The organism is Rhodanobacter ginsengiterrae (assembly GCF_050026815.1).
In the GTDB taxonomy this organism is placed as follows: domain Bacteria; phylum Pseudomonadota; class Gammaproteobacteria; order Xanthomonadales; family Rhodanobacteraceae; genus Rhodanobacter; species Rhodanobacter ginsengiterrae.
Genome location: NZ_JALBWO010000032.1, coordinates 24,599 through 40,752, shown reverse-complemented (window position 1 = coordinate 40,752; position 16,154 = coordinate 24,599). Strand labels below are relative to the sequence as shown.

The 16,154-nt window shown below is 62.0% G+C and carries 20 protein-coding genes; all 20 read left to right on the top strand.

All coding sequences use genetic code 11. The features are described from left to right. Positions 1-28 precede the first annotated feature (28 nt). The 20 genes from rpoC (at position 29) to rpsN (ending at position 15,979) form a co-directional block, all read left to right on the top strand. A complete protein-coding gene (rpoC, locus tag ACQGNJ_RS00685; RefSeq protein ID WP_426687310.1) occupies positions 29-4,246 on the top strand; it encodes a DNA-directed RNA polymerase subunit beta' in 4,218 nt (1,405 codons plus the stop codon). Between the two features lie 177 nt (positions 4,247-4,423). Beyond that, positions 4,424-4,798, top strand: coding sequence for a 30S ribosomal protein S12 (rpsL, locus tag ACQGNJ_RS00680; RefSeq protein WP_007810190.1), 375 nt, complete (start codon positions 4,424-4,426; stop codon positions 4,796-4,798). A gap of 69 nt (positions 4,799-4,867) precedes the next feature. Continuing rightward, positions 4,868-5,335 (top strand): 30S ribosomal protein S7, encoded by a 468-nt coding sequence (rpsG, locus tag ACQGNJ_RS00675; protein WP_007514548.1) that lies wholly within the window; start codon positions 4,868-4,870, stop codon positions 5,333-5,335. A gap of 168 nt (positions 5,336-5,503) precedes the next feature. Further along, a complete protein-coding gene (gene fusA / locus ACQGNJ_RS00670) occupies positions 5,504-7,633 on the top strand; it encodes an elongation factor G (RefSeq protein WP_426687309.1) in 2,130 nt (709 codons plus the stop codon). Positions 7,634-7,755: 122 nt separating this feature from the next. Beyond that, a complete protein-coding gene (tuf, locus tag ACQGNJ_RS00665; protein WP_426687223.1) occupies positions 7,756-8,946 on the top strand; it encodes an elongation factor Tu in 1,191 nt (396 codons plus the stop codon). Positions 8,947-9,393: 447 nt separating this feature from the next. After that, on the top strand, positions 9,394-9,705 hold the full coding sequence (rpsJ, locus tag ACQGNJ_RS00660) for a 30S ribosomal protein S10 (protein ID WP_007082173.1): 312 nt from the start codon (positions 9,394-9,396) through the stop codon (positions 9,703-9,705). A gap of 20 nt (positions 9,706-9,725) precedes the next feature. Next, positions 9,726-10,367 carry a 50S ribosomal protein L3 gene (gene rplC / locus ACQGNJ_RS00655; RefSeq protein ID WP_426687308.1) on the top strand — a complete coding sequence of 214 codons (642 nt, stop codon included), beginning with the start codon at positions 9,726-9,728 and terminating at the stop codon, positions 10,365-10,367. 10 nt (positions 10,368-10,377) lie between these two features. Next, positions 10,378-10,980, top strand: a complete 603-nt coding sequence (gene rplD / locus ACQGNJ_RS00650; RefSeq protein ID WP_426687307.1) for a 50S ribosomal protein L4 — start codon at positions 10,378-10,380, stop codon at positions 10,978-10,980. Continuing rightward, positions 10,977-11,270, top strand: a complete 294-nt coding sequence (gene rplW / locus ACQGNJ_RS00645) for a 50S ribosomal protein L23 (RefSeq protein WP_426687306.1) — start codon at positions 10,977-10,979, stop codon at positions 11,268-11,270. Before rplD ends, rplW begins: the two co-directional genes overlap by 4 nt. A gap of 17 nt (positions 11,271-11,287) precedes the next feature. Beyond that, positions 11,288-12,112: a 50S ribosomal protein L2 gene (gene rplB / locus ACQGNJ_RS00640; RefSeq protein WP_426687305.1), complete on the top strand. Its 825-nt coding sequence runs from the start codon at positions 11,288-11,290 to the stop codon at positions 12,110-12,112. 12 nt (positions 12,113-12,124) lie between these two features. After that, positions 12,125-12,397 (top strand): 30S ribosomal protein S19, encoded by a 273-nt coding sequence (rpsS, locus tag ACQGNJ_RS00635; RefSeq protein ID WP_007082178.1) that lies wholly within the window; start codon positions 12,125-12,127, stop codon positions 12,395-12,397. Next, entirely contained in the window at positions 12,397-12,732 is a 336-nt protein-coding gene (gene rplV, locus ACQGNJ_RS00630) for a 50S ribosomal protein L22 (RefSeq protein WP_426687304.1), read from the top strand. The genes rpsS and rplV overlap by 1 nt, the downstream gene beginning before the upstream one ends. 15 nt (positions 12,733-12,747) lie before the next feature. After that, the gene (gene rpsC / locus ACQGNJ_RS00625; protein ID WP_426687303.1) at positions 12,748-13,500 is read left to right on the top strand and encodes a 30S ribosomal protein S3; all 753 of its coding nucleotides are present in this window, start codon (positions 12,748-12,750) and stop codon (positions 13,498-13,500) included. Between the two features lie 11 nt (positions 13,501-13,511). After that, the gene (rplP, locus tag ACQGNJ_RS00620; RefSeq protein ID WP_426687302.1) at positions 13,512-13,925 is read left to right on the top strand and encodes a 50S ribosomal protein L16; all 414 of its coding nucleotides are present in this window, start codon (positions 13,512-13,514) and stop codon (positions 13,923-13,925) included. Beyond that, on the top strand, positions 13,925-14,110 hold the full coding sequence (gene rpmC / locus ACQGNJ_RS00615) for a 50S ribosomal protein L29 (RefSeq protein ID WP_007808194.1): 186 nt from the start codon (positions 13,925-13,927) through the stop codon (positions 14,108-14,110). The genes rplP and rpmC overlap by 1 nt, the downstream gene beginning before the upstream one ends. Positions 14,111-14,122: 12 nt before the next feature. Continuing rightward, entirely contained in the window at positions 14,123-14,398 is a 276-nt protein-coding gene (rpsQ, locus tag ACQGNJ_RS00610) for a 30S ribosomal protein S17 (RefSeq protein WP_426687301.1), read from the top strand. A 14-nt stretch (positions 14,399-14,412) separates the two neighbouring features. Next, on the top strand, positions 14,413-14,781 hold the full coding sequence (gene rplN / locus ACQGNJ_RS00605) for a 50S ribosomal protein L14 (RefSeq protein WP_007513359.1): 369 nt from the start codon (positions 14,413-14,415) through the stop codon (positions 14,779-14,781). Between the two features lie 13 nt (positions 14,782-14,794). Then, positions 14,795-15,109 (top strand): 50S ribosomal protein L24, encoded by a 315-nt coding sequence (rplX, locus tag ACQGNJ_RS00600; RefSeq protein ID WP_056386827.1) that lies wholly within the window; start codon positions 14,795-14,797, stop codon positions 15,107-15,109. Between the two features lie 9 nt (positions 15,110-15,118). Continuing rightward, entirely contained in the window at positions 15,119-15,661 is a 543-nt protein-coding gene (rplE, locus tag ACQGNJ_RS00595) for a 50S ribosomal protein L5 (RefSeq protein ID WP_426687332.1), read from the top strand. A gap of 12 nt (positions 15,662-15,673) precedes the next feature. After that, entirely contained in the window at positions 15,674-15,979 is a 306-nt protein-coding gene (rpsN, locus tag ACQGNJ_RS00590; protein WP_426687300.1) for a 30S ribosomal protein S14, read from the top strand. The last annotated feature ends 175 nt before the right edge of the window (positions 15,980-16,154 follow it).

The window sequence follows — 16,154 nt, the reverse complement described above, 5'->3', positions numbered from 1 at the left end:
CAAGAATTTGCTCCGACCGGAGATTCAAATGAAAGACCTGCTCAACCTCTTCAATCAGCAACGCGCCACGCCGGACTTCGACGCGATCAAGATCGCGCTGGCCTCGCCGGAGCTGATCCGTTCGTGGTCGTACGGCGAAGTGAAGAAACCGGAGACGATCAACTACCGTACCTTCAAGCCGGAACGTGACGGCCTGTTCTGCGCCGCGATCTTCGGCCCGGTGAAGGACTACGAGTGCCTGTGCGGCAAGTACAAGCGCATGAAGCATCGTGGCGTCGTGTGCGAAAAGTGCGGCACGGAAGTGACGCTGGCCAAGGTGCGCCGCGAGCGCATGGGCCACATCGAGTTGGCCAGCCCGACCGCGCACATCTGGTTCCTCAAGTCGCTGCCGTCGCGCATCGGCCTGATGCTGGACATGACCCTGCGCGACATCGAGCGCATCCTGTACTTCGAAGCCTTCGTGGTGATCGATCCGGGCATGACCGCGCTCGAGCGCGGCCAACTGCTCAGCGAAGACCAGTACCTGGAAGCGACCGAAGAGCACGGCGACGAGTTCGACGCCCGCATGGGTGCCGAGGCGGTGTTCCACCTGCTGAAATCGCTCGACCTGCCGGGCGAAGTCATTCGCCTGAAGGAAGAGATCACCTCCACCAACTCCGAGACCAAGCTGAAGCGGCTGACCAAGCGCGTGAAGCTGATCGAGGCGTTCCTGGAATCCGGCAACAAGCCGGAGTGGATGGTGCTGACCGTGCTGCCGGTGCTGCCGCCGGACCTGCGTCCGCTGGTGCCGCTGGATGGCGGCCGTTTCGCCACCTCCGATCTGAACGATCTGTACCGTCGCGTGATCAACCGCAACAACCGCCTGAAGCGTCTGCTCGAACTCAATGCGCCGGACATCATCGTGCGCAACGAAAAGCGCATGCTGCAGGAATCGGTCGATGCGCTGCTCGACAACGGCCGTCGCGGCCGTGCCATCACCGGCACCAACAAGCGCGCGCTGAAGTCGCTCGCCGACATGATCAAGGGCAAGCAGGGCCGCTTCCGCCAGAACCTGCTTGGCAAGCGCGTGGACTACTCCGGCCGTTCGGTGATCGTGGTCGGTCCGACCCTGCGCCTGCACCAGTGCGGTCTGCCGAAGAAGATGGCGCTTGAGCTGTTCAAGCCGTTCATCTTCGCCAAGCTGCAGGCGCGTGGCGAAGCCACCACCATCAAGGCGGCGAAGAAGTTGGTCGAGCGCGAAGAGGCCCAGGTATGGGACATCCTCGAAGAGGTGATCCGCGAGCATCCGGTGCTGCTGAACCGTGCGCCGACCCTGCATCGCCTCGGCATCCAGGCGTTCGAGCCGAAGCTGATCGAAGGCAAGGCGATCCAGCTGCATCCGCTCGTCTGTACGGCATTCAACGCCGACTTCGACGGTGACCAGATGGCCGTCCACGTGCCGCTTTCGATCGAGGCGCAGCTCGAAGCGCGCACCTTGATGATGTCGACCAACAACATCCTGTCGCCAGCCAACGGCGAGCCGATCATCGTGCCGACGCAGGACGTGGTGCTGGGCCTGTATTACCTGACTCGCGAGCTGATCAACGTCAAGGGTACCGGCATGGTGTTCTCCGGCATTGGCGAGGCGCGCCGCGCCTACGACAATCGTGCCGTGGAGCTGCATGCCAAGGTCAAGGTGCGCATGAAACTGGTGCACATCGCCGAAGACGGCACCCGGACGCAGGAGACCAAGATCGTGGATACCACGGTCGGTCGCGCCCTGCTGGCGGAAATCCTGCCGGAAGGCTTGCCGTTCGAACTGGCCAACACCGAGCTGACCAAGAAGAACATCTCGCGCCTGATCAACTCCAGCTACCGTTTGCTGGGGTTGAAGGACACTGTCGTGTTCGCCGATCAACTGATGTATGCCGGCTATCGCTACGCGACCCGTTCGGGCATTTCGATCGGCATCGATGACATGCTGATTCCGGCCGAGAAGAAGCCGATCCTGGAAGAGGCCGAGAAGGAAGTCGTCGAGATCCAGCAGCAATACCAGTCGGGTCTGGTCACGGCCGGCGAGCGCTACAACAAGGTGGTCGACATCTGGTCGCGTACCAGTGAACTGGTGGCCAAGGCGATGATCGACGGCATCGGCGTCGAAAAGGTGAAAGATGCCGACGGCAAGATGGTCAACCAGAAGTCGATGAACTCGCTGTACATCATGGCCGACTCCGGCGCCCGTGGTTCCGTGGCGCAGATTCGTCAGCTGGCCGGCATGCGCGGCCTGATGGCGCGTCCGGACGGCTCGATCATCGAGACCCCGATCAAGGCCAACTTCCGCGAAGGCCTGAACGTGCTGCAGTACTTCAACTCGACCCACGGTGCTCGAAAGGGCCTGGCGGATACCGCGTTGAAGACGGCGAACTCCGGTTACCTGACCCGTCGCTTGGTCGACGTGGCGCAGGACGTGGTCATCACGATGGACGACTGCGGCACCGAGAACGGCGTGCTCATGCAGCCGATCGTCGAAGGCGGCGACGTGGTCGAGCCGTTGCGCGAGCGCGTGCTGGGCCGCGTGGTAGTCGAGGACGTCTATGCCCCTGGCGACGACGATGAGCCGATCGTCACCCGCGACACCCTGCTCAACGAGGCCCTGGTCGAGAAGCTCGACAAGGCCGGCGTGCAGCTGATCAAGGTGCGGTCGCCGATTACTTGCGAAGCCGAGCATGGCGTCTGCAAGTTCTGCTACGGCCGCGATCTGGCCCGCGGTCATCTGGTCAACATGGGTGAGGCCGTGGGTGTGGTTGCCGCGCAGTCGATCGGTGAACCCGGTACCCAGCTGACCATGCGTACCTTCCACATCGGTGGTGCGGCGTCGCGTGCGGCAGCGGTGGACAACGTGACGGTGAAGACCACCGGCTCGCTGAAGTACAATAACCTGAAGTCAGTGCAGCACAAGCAGGGTCACCTGGTTGCGGTGTCCCGTTCGGGCGAACTGAGCGTGATCGACGCCAGCGGCCGCGAGCGCGAGCGTTACAAGGTGCCTTACGGCGCCACCATCGCGGTCAAGGACGGTGCGCCGGTCAAGCCGGGCCAGACCGTGGCCAACTGGGATCCGCATACCCATCCGATCGTCACCGAGGTGGCCGGCGTGGTGCGCTTCATCGACTTCCTCGATGGCGTCACCGTGCAGAGCCAGACCGACGAACTGACCGGCCTGGAGTCGGCGGTGGTCACCGATCCGAAGCGTCGCGGCGCGCAGGCGAAGGATCTGCGTCCAATCGTGCGCCTGGAAGATGCCAAGGGCCGCGAGCTGAAGCTGCCGGGTACCGACATTGCTGCGCAGTACTTCCTGCCGGCCGGCGCGATCGTATCGATCCAGAACGGTGCGGAAGTGGGCGTGGGCGACGTGGTTGCCCGTATCCCGCAGGAAAGCTCGAAGACCCGCGACATCACCGGTGGTCTGCCGCGCGTGGCCGACCTGTTCGAGGCGCGCAAGCCGAAGGAGCCGGCGATCCTTGCCGAGCGCTCCGGCATCATCAGCTTCGGCAAGGACACCAAGGGCAAGCAGCGCCTGGTGATCAAGGACGTCGACGGCAACGAGCACGAGGAGCTGATTCCCAAGTGGCGTCAGGTCATCGTGTTTGAAGGCGAACATGTGGAGAAGGGCGAAACCGTCGTCGACGGCGAGCCGAGTCCGCATGACATCCTGCGGTTGCTGGGCGTGGAGCCGCTGGCCTCGTACCTGGTCAAGGAAATCCAGGACGTGTACCGCCTGCAGGGCGTGAAGATCAACGACAAGCACATCGAGGCGATCATTCGCCAGATGCTGCGCAAGGTCGAGATCGTTGAGCCGGGCGACAGCCACTATCTCCGTGGCGAGCAGATCGAGCGTGTGCGCATCAACGGCGAAAACGCCCGTGCGGAAGCGAAGGGTGAGCGTCCAGCCGAGTACCAGTCGATTCTGCTGGGTATCACCAAGGCTTCGCTGGCCACCGAGTCGTTCATTTCGGCCGCCTCGTTCCAGGAAACCACCCGCGTTCTTACCGAGGCGGCGGTTCGTGGTACGCGTGATACCTTGCGCGGTCTGAAGGAAAATGTTATTGTCGGCCGTCTTATTCCGGCAGGTACAGGCTTGGCGTACCACGCATCGCGTCGTCGCCGGGGTGGTTTGACCGCCACAGAGCTGGAGACTCTCTCCAGTTCCGCGTCTGCAGCCTCATTCATCGAGGCCCCGGTCGGCAGTGAAAACGGTGGTGACGAGTAAGCCCATCCAGGGCGCTACTCGCTGACATACGAAATGAGGTGCATGGACGCACCTCGTGTTCGGGTCCAGGACGGCTGAGCGTTGGCTTGCCTATGGCAGGCTGCTCATGTTAAATTCCCGCTTCTTGGCAGACCGAGCTTGATCGGGCTGCCTTTATGTTTTCAGGAACAGCTACGCATGACGACAGTCAATCAGTTGGTGCGCAAGTCGCGCAGCCCCAAGACCTACAAGAGCGGGTCGCCGGCTCTGCAGAGCAGTCCGCAGCGTCGTGGTGTTTGCACCCGCGTTTACACGACCACCCCGAAGAAGCCGAACTCGGCCTTGCGCAAGGTTGCCAAAGTGCGCCTGACCAATGGTTTCGAGGTCATCAGCTACATCGGTGGCGAAGGTCACAATCTGCAGGAGCACTCGGTGGTGCTGATCCGCGGCGGTCGTGTCAAGGACCTGCCCGGTGTGCGTTACCACACGGTGCGCGGCAGTCTGGACTGCGCCGGTGTCACCAAGCGCCGCCAGTCGCGCTCGAAGTACGGCGCCAAGCGCCCGAAGAAGTAATGTCGCGCGGCCCTCGCTGGCCGCTTTACAGGCGGGCAGGAATGTCCGCGAAAATAACGGACAACAAACATGTCGCGTAAAGGTTCACATCCCGCCCGTCTGGTTCTCCCGGATCCCAAGCACGGCAGCCAGCTGATCGCCCGTTTCATCAACATGGTGATGAAGAGTGGCAAGAAGTCGGTCGCTGAAAGCATCGTCTACGGTGCCCTGCAGCATATTGGCGAAAAGAATGCCGAGCCGGTGGCTCTGGTCGAGAAGGCGCTGAACAACATCGCTCCGGCGGTCGAGGTGAAGTCCCGCCGTGTTGGTGGCGCGACCTACCAGGTGCCGGTCGAAGTGCGTCCGGGTCGCCGCATGGCGCTGGCCATGCGCTGGGTCATTGATGCGGCGCGCAAGCGTGGCGAGACCTCGATGCCGCGCAAGCTGGCTGCGGAGTTGCTGGAAGCTTCGGAGAGTCGCGGCGGCGCCGCCAAGAAGCGTGAAGAAACACACCGCATGGCCGAGGCCAACAAGGCCTTCTCGCACTACCGCTGGTAAGTGCGGCGCCCGCGTGCCGCCCTTCGTGGCGGCCCGGGCTGGTTGACGGCTTCTCGCCTCGCCACGACGGCAAAAAGGATCCGGCGCCCATGCCGGACTTTTCATAAAAGCTGCAGCCGGATGGCTGCGTGAATCCTGGGCAGGGTCGCCCGACACAGGTAGATATCCATGGCACGTACCACTCCCATCGCGCGCTATCGCAACTTCGGCATCATGGCCCACATCGATGCCGGCAAGACCACCACGACCGAGCGCATTCTGTTCTACACCGGTGTCAGTCACAAGATTGGCGAGGTGCATGACGGTGCAGCCACGATGGACTGGATGGAGCAGGAGCAGGAGCGCGGCATCACCATTACGTCGGCGGCAACGACGGCGTTCTGGAAAGGCATGGATGGTTCCATGGAGCAGCACCGCTTCAACATCATCGACACCCCGGGACACGTCGACTTCACCATCGAGGTCGAGCGTTCCCTGCGCGTGCTCGACGGCGCGGTGTTCGTGTTGTGTGCGGTCGGTGGCGTTCAGCCGCAGTCCGAGACCGTATGGCGCCAGGCCAACAAGTACAAGGTGCCGCGTCTCGCGTTCGTCAACAAGATGGATCGCACCGGTGCCAACTTCGACAAAGTGGTCAGCCAGCTGAAAGCGCGTCTGGGTGCCAACCCGGTGCCGATGCAGGTGCCGATCGGTGCCGAGGACGGTTTCGAGGGCGTGGTCGACCTGCTCAAGATGAAGGCGATCATCTGGGACATGGAATCCCAGGGCATGAAGTTCGAATACCGCGAGATTCCGGCGGAGTTGGCCGAGGTTGCTGCCGAGGCGCATGCGTTCATGGTCGAGTCGGCGGCGGAAGCCACCGAAGAGCTGATGAACAAGTATCTGGAAGGTGGTGATCTGAGCGAGGCGGAAGTCATCGCCGGTCTGCGCCAGCGTACGCTGGCCAACGAGATCATCCCGGTGTTCTGCGGTACCGCGTTCAAGAACAAGGGCGTGCAGGCCATGCTCGACGCCGTCGTGCAGTTGCTGCCTTCGCCGGCCGATCGTCCGCCGGTTGCCGGTATCGACGAGGATGAGAAAGAGGCGAGCCGTCCGGCTGACGACAAGGCGCCGTTCTCCGCGCTGGCGTTCAAGATCATGACCGATCCGTTCGTCGGTTCGTTGACGTTCTTCCGCGTTTATTCCGGCACGCTGAATTCCGGCGACGCCGTGTACAACCCGGTCAAGAGCAAGAAAGAGCGCGTCGGCCGCATCCTGCAGATGCATGCCAACGAGCGTCACGAGCTGAAGGAAGTGTGCGCCGGCGACATCGCTGCCGCAGTCGGCCTGAAGGACGTCACGACCGGCGATACGCTGTGCTCGCAGGAGCACATCATCACGCTGGAGCGCATGGTGTTTCCTGAGCCGGTGATCTCGATGGCGGTGGAGCCGAAGACCAAGTCGGACCAGGAAAAGATGGGTATTGCGCTGGGTCGTCTGGCTGCGGAAGATCCGTCGTTCCGGGTGCGTACCGACGAGGAATCCGGTCAGACCATCATCTCCGGCATGGGCGAGCTGCACCTGGACATCCTGGTCGACCGCATGCGTCGCGAGTTCAACGTCGAGGCGAACGTCGGCAAGCCGCAGGTGGCTTACCGCGAGACGATTCGTACCAGCGACGTCAAGTCGGACTACAAGCATGCCAAGCAGTCCGGCGGCAAGGGCCAATACGGTCACGTCGTGATCGAGATGTCGCCGATCAGCGCTGCTGATCGTGCTGACGAGAAGATCGCCGCGACGATCAAGGATGATTTCCTGTTCATCAACGACATCACCGGTGGCGTGATTCCGAAGGAATTCATTCCGTCGATCGAAAAGGGTCTGCGCGAGACCATCACCAGCGGTCCGCTGGCCGGTTTCCCGGTGGTGAACGTGAAGGCCAAGCTGGTCTTCGGTTCCTACCATGACGTTGACTCGTCGGAAATGGCGTTCAAGCTCGCTGCATCGATGGCGTTCAAGCAGGGCTTCAACAAGGCCAGTCCGGTATTGCTCGAGCCGATCATGAAGGTCGAGATCGTCACGCCTGAAGACTACATGGGTGACGTGATGGGCGACATCAGCAAGCGTCGCGGCATGCTCACCGGCCAGGAAGACACGCCGTCGGGCAAGACCATCAATGCTGAAGTCCCGCTGGGCGAAATGTTTGGTTATGCAACCACGATTCGCTCACTGACGCAGGGCCGGGCCACCTTCACCATGGAATTCGATCACTATGCCGAGGCGCCGACCAACGTCGCCGAACAGGTGATGAAAAAGGCGTAAGCCGTGCGATCTTTGTGATCGCGGTAGCAAGGATCAGGTCGCGGCTGCTTGCGGCAGCGATCTCCAACGGCGCCCCTCCGTGGACGCATTATCAAATTTAAGTTCCCTCAGAGGTTTGAGTCATGGCAAAGGGTAAATTCGAACGCACCAAGCCGCACGTCAACGTCGGCACGATTGGTCACGTGGATCACGGCAAGACGACGCTGACGGCAGCGCTGACGAAGGTCGGTGCGGAACGTTTTGGCGGCGAGTTCAAGGATTACAGCGCGATCGACGCGGCGCCGGAAGAGAAGGCGCGCGGCATCACGATCTCGACCGCCCACGTGGAATACGAGTCGCCGATGCGTCATTACGCGCACGTGGACTGCCCGGGCCATGCTGACTATGTGAAGAACATGATCACCGGTGCGGCGCAGATGGACGGCGCGATCCTGGTGTGCTCGGCCGCGGACGGCCCGATGCCGCAGACGCGCGAGCACATCCTGCTGTCGCGTCAGGTCGGTGTGCCGTTCATCGTGGTCTACCTGAACAAGGCGGACCTGGTGGACGACGCCGAGCTGCTCGAGCTGGTCGAGATGGAAGTGCGCGAGCTGCTGACCAAGTACGACTTCCCGGGCGACGACACCCCGATGATCCACGGTTCGGCCCGCATGGCGCTGGAAGGCGACCAGAGCGAGATCGGCGTGCCGTCGATCATCAAGCTGGTGGACGCGCTGGACAGCTACATTCCGGAGCCGGTGCGCGTCATCGACCGCCCGTTCCTGATGCCGGTGGAAGACGTGTTCTCGATCTCCGGTCGCGGCACCGTGGTGACCGGTCGTATCGAGCGCGGCATCATCAAGGTGGGCGACGAAATCGAAGTGGTCGGCATCCGCGACACGCAGAAGACCACGGTCACCGGCGTGGAAATGTTCCGCAAGCTGCTGGACGAAGGTCGCGCAGGCGACAACGCCGGCCTGCTGCTGCGCGGTCTGAAGCGTGACGACGTGGAGCGTGGCCAGGTGCTGGCCAAGCCGGGCACGATCAACCCGCACACCGACTTCGAGGCCGAGGTGTATGTGCTGTCGAAGGACGAGGGTGGTCGTCATACGCCGTTCTTCAAGGGCTATCGTCCGCAGTTCTACTTCCGTACGACCGACGTGACGGGCGCCTGCCAGCTGCCGGAAGGCGTGGAGATGGTGATGCCGGGCGACAACGTGAAGATGGTGGTGAGCCTGATCCACCCGATCGCGATGGACGAAGGTCTGCGCTTCGCGATCCGCGAAGGCGGCCGCACCGTCGGCGCCGGCGTGGTGGCCAAGGTCATCAAGTAATATCCGTTATCCCGGCAGCGTGCTGCCGGGATAACTCCCGCTGTTGATCCGACCCACGGGGTCGGACAACGCCGGGGAAGCGGTCGCAGATCGAATCGATCACGCACCCCTTCACTAAACCAAGATTTACAGGTATACTTCGCAGCTCACTTGTCAGCCAGATGTATTTCTGGCCGACCTACCGCGAAATGAGGCGCAGGATGTGCTTCGAGTTCGCTGGCCGTGGATCGGCCCTCGCAAGTTGACGTGATCGCAGGACAAGTCCTGTTGACACGTCCTTTTGCGCGAGATTCGGATAGTGCCAGGCGAGCTGACTCATGCTCGCCTGGCGTTTTTGAAGGTGTCGCGCCAGACACGGGCGGCGCCGAAGTGGTGGCAAAGGGTAGTGCGGAGCGGTGAGAAGCCGTTTCGTTTCACATTACGTTCTTTAGACAACAGGACACGGTTATGGCGAACCAGAAGATTCGGATTCGGCTGAAAGCGTACGATCATCGTCTGATCGACCGCTCCGCCAGCGAGATCGTCGAGACGGCAAAGCGCACGGGTGCCACGGTACTCGGCCCGATCCCGCTCCCGACCAAGATCGAGCGTTACACCATTCTGACGTCGCCGCACGTCGACAAGGATGCACGCGACCAGTACGAGACTCGTACGCACAAGCGTGTGCTCGATATCGTCGACCCGAACGACAAGACCGTGGACGCGCTCATGAAGCTTGATCTCGCCGCTGGCGTCGATGTTCAGATCAAGCTCGGTTGAGCGACAGACAGGATACGAATATGAGTATCGGATTGGTTGGCCGCAAATGCGGCATGAGCCGACTCTTCACTGAAGATGGCCGCTCGATTCCGGTGACGCTGATTGAAGCGACGCCGAACCGGGTGACGCAGTTGAAGACGGACGATAACGATGGCTACAGCGCCGTCCAGGTTTCCGCGGGTTCCAAGCGCGCGAACCTGTTGACGCAGCCGCTGAAGGGTCATTACGCGAAGGCGAAGGTTGAGCCGGGTCGTGGCTTGTGGGAGTTCCGCGTGTCTGCCGACGATCTCGGCAAGTACACCGTGGGCAGCGAGATCAAGGCCGATGACGTGTTCACCGTCGGTCAGATCGTCGACGTCGCCGGCGTGTCGAAAGGCAAGGGCTTCCAGGGCACGATCAAGCGCTGGAACTTCAAGATGGGTGACGCCACCCACGGTAACTCGCTGTCGCATCGCGCGCCGGGTTCCATTGGTCAGCGTCAGACTCCAGGTCGCGTGTTTCCGGGCAAGAAGATGTCCGGCCACATGGGTGCGGTCAATCGCACGCAGCAGGGTCTGGAAGTGGTCAAGGTCGACGCCGAGCGTCACCTGATTGCGGTGAAGGGCGCGGTACCGGGTGCTACCGGTGGCGACGTCATCATCCGCCCGACGATGAAGGGTTGAGGAGACCGCCATGGAACTGAATGTCATTGGCGCCAAGTCGCTCAACGTGTCGGACGAAGTGTTCGGCGGTGAGTACAAGAAGGCCCTGGTCCACCAAGTTGTTGTCGCCTATCAGGCGGCCGGTCGTGCCGGCACCCAGTCGCAGCTGTCGCGCGGCGAGATGTCCGGTACCACCAAGAAGTTCAAGAAGCAGAAGGGCGGCGGCGCCCGTCACGGTGATTACCGTGCGCCGATCTTCGTCGGTGGTGGCCGCACCTTCGCAGCCAAGCCCCGCAGTTACGAGCAGAAGGTCAACCGCAAGGCCTACCGTGTCGCAATCCGCTCGATCTTTTCCGAGCTGATCCGGCAGGATCGCCTGAAGGTCGTCGAGAGCTTCGGCATCGAGACGCCGAAGACTTCGGCGATGGTCGCCAAGCTGGCCGAGCTGGAAGTTACCGGTCGCGTGCTGCTGGTGTCCGAGGATGCGTCCGAGTCGGTCTTCCTGGCCGCGCGGAACATTCCCTACATCCACGTGCTGGACGTGATGGGTCTGAACCCGGTCAGCCTGGTCGGTTCCGACCACGTGGTGATGACGGTTGACGCCGTGAAGAAGGTCGAGGAGTGGCTGGCATGAACAACGAACGCATTCTCGACACGCTGCGCGCGCCGCACATCTCCGAGAAATCGGCGCGGCTGGCCGAGCATAACCAGTACGTATTCGTGGTCGCCCCGACCGCGACCAAGGCCGATGTCCGCGCTGCCGTGGAGAAGCTGTTTGACGTCACCGTCAAGCAGGTCAACCTCGTCAACACCAAGGGCAAGGTCAAAGCCTTCCGTCAACGCGCTGGCAGCCGCCAGGGCAAGCGCAAGGCCTACGTGCGTCTTGCCGATGGCCAGACCATCGACGTCGCCGCCAAGGCCTGAGCCAGGAGTTCTGTGAGATGGCACTAATCAACCACAAGCCGACCTCGCCGGGTCGCCGTGACGCGGTCAGCGTCAAGACGGAAGGCCTGTACAAGGGCGCGCCGTTCGCGGCGTTGACCGAGTCGCAGTCCAAGACCGGCGGTCGCAATCATCATGGCCGCATCACCGTGCGTCATCGCGGCGGCGGTCACAAGCAGCATTACCGCATCATCGACTTCAAGCGTGACAAGGAAGGCATCGCCGCCCGTGTCGAGCGCATCGAGTACGATCCGAACCGCACCGCGCATATTGCGTTGCTGTGCTACGCCGATGGCGAGCGTCGTTACATCATCGCGCCGAAGGGTGTGCAGGTGGACGATCGCCTGGTGTCTGGTCGTGATGCGCCGATCAAGGCCGGCAACTGCCTGCAGCTGCGCAACATCCCGATGGGCAGCACGATCCATTGCATCGAGCTGCGTCCCGGCAAGGGTGCACAGATCGCCCGCAGTGCCGGCGCTTCGGTGCAGCTGGTCGCCCGCGAGTCCGGCTATGCCACGTTGCGTCTGCGCTCCGGCGAGATGCGTCGCGTCTCGGTCGATTGCCGCGCCACCATCGGTGAAGTCGGCAACGGCGAGCACAGCCTGAAGAAGCTCGGCAAGGCTGGCGCGAAGCGCTGGCTGGGTATCCGCCCGACCGTTCGCGGTGTGGTGATGAACCCGGTCGACCATCCGCACGGTGGTGGTGAAGGCAAGACCTCCGGCGGTCGTCATCCGGTCAGCCCCTGGGGCACGCCGGCCAAGGGTTACAAGACCCGTAACAACAAGCGCACGCAGCAGTTCATCGTGCGTCGTCGCACCAAGTAACAGGAAGCCGACATGCCTCGCTCTTTGAAGAAAGGTCCGTTCGTCGACCTTCATCTCGTAAAGAAGGTGGAAGCTGCGGTTTCCGCCAACAACAAGCGCCCGATCAAGACCTGGTCGCGTCGTTCGATGATCCTGCCGGAAATGGTCGGCTTGACCATCGCCATCCACAACGGCCGCCAGCACGTGCCCGTTCTGATCAACGAGAACATGGTCGGGCACAAGCTCGGCGAGTTCGCGGTGACCCGCACGTTCAAAGGCCATGTCGGCGACAAGAAGGGCAAGTGATGAGCACTGAAGCCAAAGCGATCCTGCGTGGCGCCCGCATCTCGGCGCAAAAGGCACGCCTGGTGGCTGATCTCGTCCGCGGGCTTCCCGTGGGCCGGGCCAGCGACGTGCTCACCTTCACCAACAAGAAGGCTGCTCACCTTGTCCGCAAGGTGCTGCTGTCGGCCGTCGCCAACGCCGAGAACAATCTCGGCGCCGATGTCGACGAGTTGAAAGTGGCCAGCATCTTCGTTGACGAAGGTCCGGCGATGAAACGCATGCATGCCCGCGCCAAAGGCCGCGGTTCGCGCATTATCAAGCGCACCAGCCACATCACTGTGGTTGTTGGTAACTGACCGAGGATAGAGACGATGGGTCATAAAGTTCATCCCACCGGTATCCGCCTCGGCATTGCCAAGGACTGGAACTCGAAGTGGTTCGCCAACAAGCGCGATTACGCCAAGTATCTCGTGGCCGACATCAAAGTGCGCGACATGCTGAAGAAGAAGCTGGCTGCTGCCGGTATCTCCCGCATCCAGATCGAGCGTCCGGCCAAGACCGCTCGGGTGACGATCCACACCGCCCGTCCGGGCGTGGTGATCGGCAAGAAGGGCGAGGATATCGAGAAGTTGCGCAAGGAAGTCAGCGACATGATGGGCGTTCCGACGCACATCAACGTCAATGAAGTGCGCAAGCCCGAGCTGGACGCGCAGCTGGTGGCCGAGTCCATCGCGCAGCAGCTGGAGCGCCGCATCATGTTCCGCCGCGCGATGAAGCGCTCGGTCGGCAACGCGATGCGTCTGGGTGCGCTGGGCATCAAGATCAACGTGTCCGGTCGTCTGAACGGTGCCGAGATTGCCCGGTCCGAGTGGGCCCGCGAAGGTCGCGTGCCGCTGCACACCCTGCGTGCGGATATCGATTACGGCACGGCCGAGGCGAAAACCACCTACGGCATCATCGGCATCAAGGTCTGGATCTACAAGGGCGAGATCTTCGATCTGGCCGCTGCCAGCCAGGAGTCGAAGGACGAGCCGTCGCAGCCGCGCCGCGAAGGTGGCGAAGGTCGTCGTAATGATTCGCGTCGCGAGGCCGGTGACGGCCGCCGCGAGCGGTCTGCGAAGTAAGGAGAGTTGCCATGTTGCAACCTAAGCGAACCAAGTACCGCAAGCAGTTCAAGGGCCGCAACGACGGTCTGGCCCAGTGCTCCAACCTCGTCAGCTTTGGCGAGTACGGCCTGAAGGCGACGACTCACGGCGCGCTCACCGCGCGTCAGATCGAAGCCGCACGTCGTTGCATCACCCGCTTCGTCAAGCGTGGCGGCAAGTTGTGGATCCGTGTGTTCCCCGACAAGCCGGTCACCAAGAAGCCGATCGAAGTCCGCATGGGCGCGGGCAAGGGCAGCGTCGAGTTCTGGGTCGCGCCGATCCAGCCTGGTCGCATGCTTTATGAAATCGAGGGCGTCGATGAGCCGACGGCACGCGAGGCGTTCCGCCTGGCCGCCGCCAAGCTCTCGGTGCAGACCCAGTTTGTGACCCGGGCGGTGATGTGATGGCCAGCAAAGATATCAATAACCAGTCGGCCGACGAGCTGAAGCAGCATCTGCTGGACCTGCGCAAGGAGCAGTTCAACCTGCGCATGCAAAAGGGTTCCGGCCAGCTCACCCAGCCGCACCAGCTGCGCCGCGTTCGGCGCGACATCGCCCGCACGAAGTTCGTGCTCGGCAGCAAGAAGTAAGGGACGGCCGACATGAGCGACAACCAGATTCAAGCAGAAGCGAAGCAGGCGCGTACCCTCGAGGGCCGCGTCACCAGCAACAAGATGGACAAGACGGTTACCGTCCTGATCGAGCGTCAGGTGCAGCATTGGCTGCTCGGCAAGATCATTCGCCGGTCGACCAAGCTGCATGCGCAGGACGACCTGGGCGCGAACGAGGGTGACCTCGTGCGTATCGCCGAGTGCCGTCCATTGTCCAAGACCAAACATCACCGCGTGGTTGAGATCATCACGCGCGCCAACGTCTAAGGGAGGGTGCAGACATGATCCAGATGCAAAGCACGCTTTCCGCGGCGGACAATAGCGGCGCGAAAGAACTGATGTGCATCAAGGTGCTCGGCGGCTCCAAGCGTCGTTACGCCGCGATCGGAGACGTCATCAAGGTCACCGTGAAAGATGCCATTCCGCGTGGCAAGGTCAAGAAGGGTGAGGTGTACAACGCCGTGGTGGTTCGTACCGCCAAGGGTGTTCGCCGTCCCGATGGTTCGCTGATCCGTTTCGACGGTAACGCAGCGGTCCTCCTCAACAACAAGCTCGAGCCGATCGGTACCCGTATTTTCGGGCCGGTTACCCGCGAGCTGCGCAGCGAGAAGTTCATGAAGATCGTCTCGCTTGCACCCGAAGTGCTCTGAGCGGAGTCAAGATATGAACCGTATCCGCAAGGGTGATCAGGTCCTCGTGATCACCGGCAAGAACAAGGGTCAGCGCGGCGACGTGCTGCGTGTTGCAGACGATCGTGTATTCGTCTCCAACGTGAACCTGGTCAAGCGCCACACCAAGCCGAATCCGCAGGCCAATCAGGCCGGTGGCATCGTCGAGCGTGAAGCTTCGATCCATCTCTCCAATGTGCAGCTGTTCAACCCCGCCACGAACAAGGGTGAACGCGTCGGCACCAAAACGCTCGAAGATGGGCGCAAGGTCCGCGTGTTCCGTTCGACTGGCGAGGTCGTGGACGCGTAAGGAATCACGATCATGACCCGCCTCGAAAATTTCTACAAAGAGCAGGTAGTCGCCAAGCTCACTGAGCAGTTCGGCTACCAGAACGTGATGCAGGTTCCCCGCATCACCAAGATCACGCTGAACATGGGCGTGGGCGAAGCTGCCGGCAACAAGAAGGTGCTCGAGAACGCGGTGGCCGACATGGCCAAGCTCTCGGGCCAGAAGCCGATCACGACCAAGGCCCGCGTCTCGGTGGCCTCGTTCAAGATCCGTGACGGCTGGCCGATCGGTTGCAAGGTCACCTTGCGCCGCGCCCAGATGTGGGAGTTCATGGATCGCCTGATCAACATCTCGTTGCCGCGCGTGCGCGACTTCCGTGGTGTGTCGGCGAAGGCCTTCGACGGCCGTGGCAACTACAATTTCGGTATCAAGGAACAGATCATTTTCCCTGAGATCGACTTCGACCAGGTTGACGCATTGCGCGGCATGGATATCTCCATTGCCACCACCGCCAAGACCGACGAAGAGGCGAAAGCCCTGCTGGCAGCGTTCAGCTTCCCGTTCCGTAACTGATAGGCGTTATCCATGGCCAAGACATCAATGGTGAACCGCGATATCAAGCGGACCAAACTCGTCGAGAAGTTCGCTGCAAAGCGCGCTGACCTGAAGGCGATCGTGCTGAGCCCGAAGTCCTCCTATGAGGAGAAGATGGAAGCTCAGACGAAACTGCAGAAGCTGCCGCGCGACGCGAGCCCGGTTCGCCAGCGTACGCGTTGCGCACTGACCGGCCGTCCGCGTGCCGTCTATGCGAAGTTCGGCCTGGGCCGGAACAAGCTGCGCGAAGCCACCATGCGCGGCGACGTGCCGGGTCTGCGCAAGGCCAGCTGGTAATCAAACAACGTTCCACACCCGGAGCGGGGGTTTTCCCGCGTTCGAGTGGTCGGCTGCAGCTCCTGCTGCAGTCGCTGGATGCGACTACCGCATCGCTATTCGCCAAAACCTGAAATTGCTGTTATAGTCGGCGGTCTGCGCAACGCAGGCTGGCTTCTTGTCAGCTCACAATTTG